Below are 5,537 nucleotides of genomic sequence, written 5' to 3' on the forward strand. Positions count from 1 at the left end.
TGGCCACTGCCTGAAGACCCGCCACGCCCGTGCCGATCACAAGCACGTTGGCAGGCTTGATGACGCCCACGGCCGTACCCACCATGGGCATGAACTTGGCAAGGCGGTTGGCCGCCATCAGCACGCCCTTGTAACCGGCAACCGTGCTCATGGAGGTCAGGGCGTCCATGCCCTGAGCGCGAGAAATACGCGGAATGCCGTCCAGCGTGATGCTGATCACGCCCGTGGCGGCCAGCTTTTTCATCATTTCGTGGTTCACGGGAGCCGCAGGGTGCAGGAAGGTGATCAGGTACTGACCGTCACGCACCATTTCCGCTTCGTGCTTGTTCACCTTGTCGTTGAACAGAGGCTCTTTCACCTTCAGGATAACGTCAGCCTTGGCAAAGATTTCCTGAACATCGTCGATGATCTTGCCGCCGGCCTCAACATAGGCGCTGTCGGCAAAGAAAGCGCCGTCGCCCGCGCCCTTTTCAACAAGAACCGTGGCGCCGTCGGCAACCATCTTTTTGACGGTGTCAGGAGTCGCGGACACGCGGCGTTCGCCGTGCATGATTTCCTTCGGCACACCGATAGTCATACCCTGAAACTTCATTGTAAGGCTCCTTGAAGATAATTATATAAATTTGTTAATCATATGCGGACATCCAGCGCCCTGTACGCTCTCGTCCCAAACAATTCAAAACATCTTGGAGCATTTTCATTTGCAATGCTCAGGCCGTTTCGTAGCAGACGCTCGTCGTGGAGGCGCAGCTTGGTTACGTGGCAACCCGCCGTAACAGACGTGGCTTGCACTCTGCGAATGTACATTCCCAAAGGCAGCCTGCTTCACCCTGTTGCGTCCTGCATTTTGTGCAAAGGCTGTTGCCCTGCACGGTTTCGGCAATGCGGAACGTATACTCGAATTCCGCGCCGAGCAGCGCAAACTGCCCTGGAGCAGATTAACTTTGAGAGTGTACATTCTCAAAGTTTAAGACACGCTCGCTTCGATGCTTAACCGCTCAAGTAAATTGCGCTTGTATCTTTGCGGCGGGCGGCTGCTCATGCAGCCGCCAGAGCAATTTCACTTTGAAATTGCTCTAGTTTTCAGCGCCAACGCCCGGCTGCATGTCTTTTTTGTTCCAGCCAAGCAGATTGTAAACCACATTAATGCCGATAATCCATATAGGACCCACGATCATGGCAATGCGGGTGGACTCGCCAAGGCTCAGGATCACATAAACGCAAGCCAGCCCCACCAGTGCGAAATAGTTGGAATAAGGATACCAGGGCATCTTGTACTTGACGGCAGCCGCCTCTTCGGGGCTTTTGCTCTCACGGGACTTCATCTGCACAATGATGATGGTTCCCCAGATCCACACAACCGCAAAGGTCGCCACGCTGGTTACGATAAGAAAGACTTCCTCGGGAACGATATAGTTCAGAAACACGCCGATAAGCATAATGCACGAAGAAACCAGAATGCCGCGTGCGGGGACGTTTGCGCGGCTGGTCTGCGCAAAATACTGGGGGGCGCGTTTTTGCAGGGCAAGATTGTACAGCATGCGGCCGTTACTGTAGATCCCGCTGTTGCACGATGACAGGGCCGCCGTGGCAACCACGAAGTTGATGATGCCCGCGGCCGCGGCAATGCCGATGTTCTTGAAGGTCAGCACGAAGGGGCTGCCGTGTACGCCGATCTCGTTCCAGGGAAAGATGCTCATGATCACGAAAAGAGCGCCTATATAGAACAGCAGAATACGCCACAGCACCTTGTTGATGGCCGAGGGGATGGATTTTTCCGGATTGCAGGCCTCGCCGGCCGTAACGCCGATGAGCTCAATGCCCACAAAGGCAAACATGACCATTGAAAGCGCCATGAACACGCCGGTCATGCCGTTGGGCAAAAAGCCGCCTTCGAGAGCATACAGGTTGCTGATGCCCGTGGGAATGCCGCCATGCCCGATACCGAACAGAATGATGCCCAGACCGATGGCAATCATGGCGATGATGACCACAACCTTGATGAGGGCAAACCAGAACTCGAACTCGCCGAACAGCTTGACCGAGATGAGGTTGACTGTGGTCATGCACACCAGCGCCAGCAGCGCTGGTATCCATTGCGGCAAATCGGGCCACCAGAATGTGCAGTATACGCCGACCGCCGTAATTTCCGCCATACCGGTCACGATCCACACAAACCAGTAAGTCCAGCCGGTTATGTAGCCCATGCGCGGCCCCATAAACATGTTGGCATAGGCGCTGAATGAGCCTGACACGGGGTAGGCCACCGCCACTTCGCCAAGCGCGCGCATGACAAAGAAGATGATGATGCCGCCGATAAGATAGGACAGCAGCAGACCGGGACCGGCGGTTCTGATGGCCGTGCTCGATCCCAGGAACAGGCCCACGCCGATGGCGCCGCCGATGGCAATAAGCTGGATATGTCTCGATTCCAGCCCTCGGGTTAGATTTTCACCAGTTACACCTTTGTTTTCGCTCGACATATGGTCTCCTTGCAAAACCTTGAACGAATTTCAATGCGAATCCTTTGACAACGAGGGTTTGTGAGTGGGGGGACCTCCTTTTTCCTCTTTGGCATGTTGTGTATGTGGATTGCGGCACGAGGCACGGTCATCCGCATATGACCGTAAGTTTCATGACCGCGACAAGCAGCGGCATTCACCTCGGGCAAGATGTTGCAAGTGACTTCAATGGGGGAAAATTCTTACTCCACGTAAACTCTGGGCACACGCTTGCCCACCATGCAGACGACTTCATAATTGATAGTGCCGAGATGAGCGGCAATTTCGTCTGCGGGCAGCTCGGGTCCGCCGAAAAGAAGCACCTCGTCGCCGGCGGCGGCATGCGGCACATGGCTTACGTCAGCCATGCACTGATCCATGCATATGCGCCCTACCACCGGGGCGCGCCGTCCGCGCACCAGCACCTGAGCCTTGCGGCTCAGCATGCGTGTGTAGCCGTCAGCATAGCCAATGGGGATGGTGGCGAGGCTGCTCTCTTTCTGCGTGTGATAAATGCTGCCATAGCTCACGCCCACGCCGGGCGGAACCTGCTTGACCATTGCCAGCCGCGCCTTGAGGCGCATGACGGGCCGCAGATCAATGGGCATGGGGCATTCGTCGGACGGTTTGAGGCCATAAAGGATTATCCCCGCCCGGACCATATCAAGATGACCTTCGGGAAGGGACAGTATGGCGGCGCTGTTGGCGCAGTGCCGGATGCCCAGTCGAATGCCCGAAGCCTCCACAGCGGCCAGGGCAGCCTTGAACAGCCCAAACTGTTCAAGGCAGTATGCGCGGTCGGCGCTGTCGGAACTGGCAAAATGCGTAAACATGCCCTCAAGATGCACGTTCTCAAGCCCGGCCACATATGCACAGAACGCCGCAGCCTCTTCGGGCCGCACGCCGATTCTGGTCATGCCGGTATCCACCTTGACGTGCACCTTGACGGTCATGCCCAGATTGCCCGCTGCGGCGGAAAGGGCATCGGCCTGTTCCTTGCTGAAAATGGTTTGGGTAATGTGGTTGCTGACCACAAACGGGGCGGCCTGGGGCGGCGTATAGCCCAGAATGAGAATGGGCAGGGTTATGCCCGCCGCGCGCAGGGCTGCGGCCTCGTCCAGAATTGCCACGCCAAGATAGCCCGCTCCCTGGGCGACGGCTTCGTGCGCCAAGGGTACGGCGCCATGCCCGTAGCCGTCCGCCTTGATGATGGGGCAGAAGATTGTCCCGGGCTTTAGAAGCGACTTGATCTGCCGCAGATTATGGCGAAAGGCCGCAAGGTCTATCTCTGCCCACACGGGCCTGTCAAAACTGACCACGTTTCCTCCTATGCCGGCGCGTGCACCGCAGCCGCCCGGACATACAGGTTTTCATCCGTGTAAGACCGTCAGAAACACCAAAACAGCATCTGAAAAGCAGCATGTGCTTTTAATGACATTTTAAAAAATATAGAAAATGAATTTTAAAAATGTACAAACACCTTTTTAAGCGCCGAGGCAAGAAAATCGGCAATCAGAACCATTCATATAAAAGTTCTTAAGTTTCACATACTGACGCCATAAAACAGGACATGAGACTGTGAGCAGGTGATACCATGCGAGCATGCTTGTGTCCACGTTTACAAAAAATTTTGCATGTTACTCGCTACGGGCTTTTTGTTATTTTTTTAACTTTCATTACTAACAGTATGTTATCAAAAAAAATTTCAAGCAGCCCAAAATAATCCGGCAAAAAAACCGTCCGGCCTGATGATTTGAGTCTCGTTTTTTCCGAAAAAAACATCTCTCACCCGTGGAGAAATCCGCCCTGAATGCGGACTACAGGAGGCGGCAGGTCGAGCGTTCAACCAGCAGGACGCCGCCGCCCCCAAGATGGAACTTACAAACTTTTGTAAATAGAGGCTACCATCCAACTGTCTATAACCACAACACTTTTTTAAAGATCATATTGCACCCTCCGTGGCGGCAACTTCTTACACAGTTTCTTACACAGTTAAATGCTGCCTCTTATGAGATGGAAAGTGCAAAAAATTCAGGCCAGCGCCTGCCGCAAAAATGGAGAAACAGGAAATTCGAGGCACGAACAGGCTGCCGCGTCCTTTATCGGCGGCAAGGCCTGTTTTGACGGTCCGAGGCAGGCGCAGCCGTACATTCATAAAAACGATTCTATGGCAAAAAAGCAGGATGTTGCACAGGCAGCGGCGAAAGCAGAACAGGCCGGCTGAAAAATCACTTGCGGGGAGGGCGGGTCGCGCGAACAGAAGGGTGTAAAACGCGGCTCCGGCACGGAGCCTGTCCTGCACGCCGGCACGGTGCGCCAGCGGGGCCTGCTCCGAAAATGCGCTTCCGGGGACACTATGTCCAGGCCGGAAAGCCGGAGACAGCCGGACGCAAAACCCGCGTAAACCAAAATAAGCCTTATGGGCCGCAACGGCAGATACCGGCATTGCGGCAGCGCACGGCCGGAGTCGCGGGGGCCGTGTGCGCCGCGCCCTGGGGCGGCTTCACACTGAAAATGTCCTGACGGCTGCGAAGCAGGCACCCGCCCCAAGGACGCAGGGCGGCTTCAGCCATTGTCCCAGGGGGCATAAGGAAAAACGGCAGCAACATGTGCGCGTCGGCAAACATCGCAGGGCGTGCCGCAACTCTTTGAGAGATACACGCGCAAAAGCAATACGCTCAGGTACAGGCAGGCTGCCGCCAGGGCAACATCAAAGAGGCTGTTCCGGAACACGGTCCACAACAGCCGCCTGCTCCTGCAAATGCCGCAGACAATGCCCGGGACCGGAAAATCCCCGCCGCTGCACGGCATAATCTGGAACCAGCCTGGCATGGCCGTGGTCATACAAAATCAGGCTGCCCGCAAAAGCATCCACATCGCCCGGGTCGTGGGTAATGATAACGGCCGGGATGGTAAGCCCGGCAATGAGTTCCAGCAGTTCTTCGCGCAAACGCTCCCGCAGCAGCGGGTCCAGCGCCGAAAAAGGCTCGTCAAGCAGCAGAAGCTCCGGCCCGGCATTGACCGCACGGGCCAGCA

General features: G+C 55.8%; 2 protein-coding genes and 2 pseudogenes. All 4 read right to left on the bottom strand.

The genetic code is table 11. The features are described 5' to 3' along the window. Nucleotides 1-592, bottom strand: a pseudogene (locus V6C07_RS00920) (NAD(P)(+) transhydrogenase (Re/Si-specific) subunit alpha); the annotation flags it as partial. A 484-nt stretch (nucleotides 593-1,076) separates the two neighbouring features. Beyond that, nucleotides 1,077-2,483, bottom strand: coding sequence for an amino acid permease (locus V6C07_RS00925; protein WP_333534524.1), 1,407 nt, complete (start codon nucleotides 2,481-2,483; stop codon nucleotides 1,077-1,079). A 221-nt stretch (nucleotides 2,484-2,704) separates the two neighbouring features. Continuing rightward, nucleotides 2,705-3,820 (bottom strand): alanine racemase, encoded by a 1,116-nt coding sequence (alr, locus tag V6C07_RS00930; protein ID WP_333534526.1) that lies wholly within the window; start codon nucleotides 3,818-3,820, stop codon nucleotides 2,705-2,707. A 1,391-nt stretch (nucleotides 3,821-5,211) separates the two neighbouring features. Further along, a pseudogene (locus V6C07_RS00935) lies at nucleotides 5,212-5,537 on the bottom strand (molybdenum ABC transporter ATP-binding protein); the annotation flags it as partial.

Origin of the sequence: Desulfovibrio sp. 1214_IL3152 (genome assembly GCF_036763055.1) — a bacterium.
Taxonomy (GTDB): domain Bacteria; phylum Desulfobacterota; class Desulfovibrionia; order Desulfovibrionales; family Desulfovibrionaceae; genus Desulfovibrio.

Excerpts from the sequence above, each read along its gene's own strand:
- V6C07_RS00925 (WP_333534524.1), bottom strand. The coding sequence starts at position 2,483 with ATGTCGAGCGAAAACAAAGGTGTAACTGGTGAAAATCTAACCCGAGGG.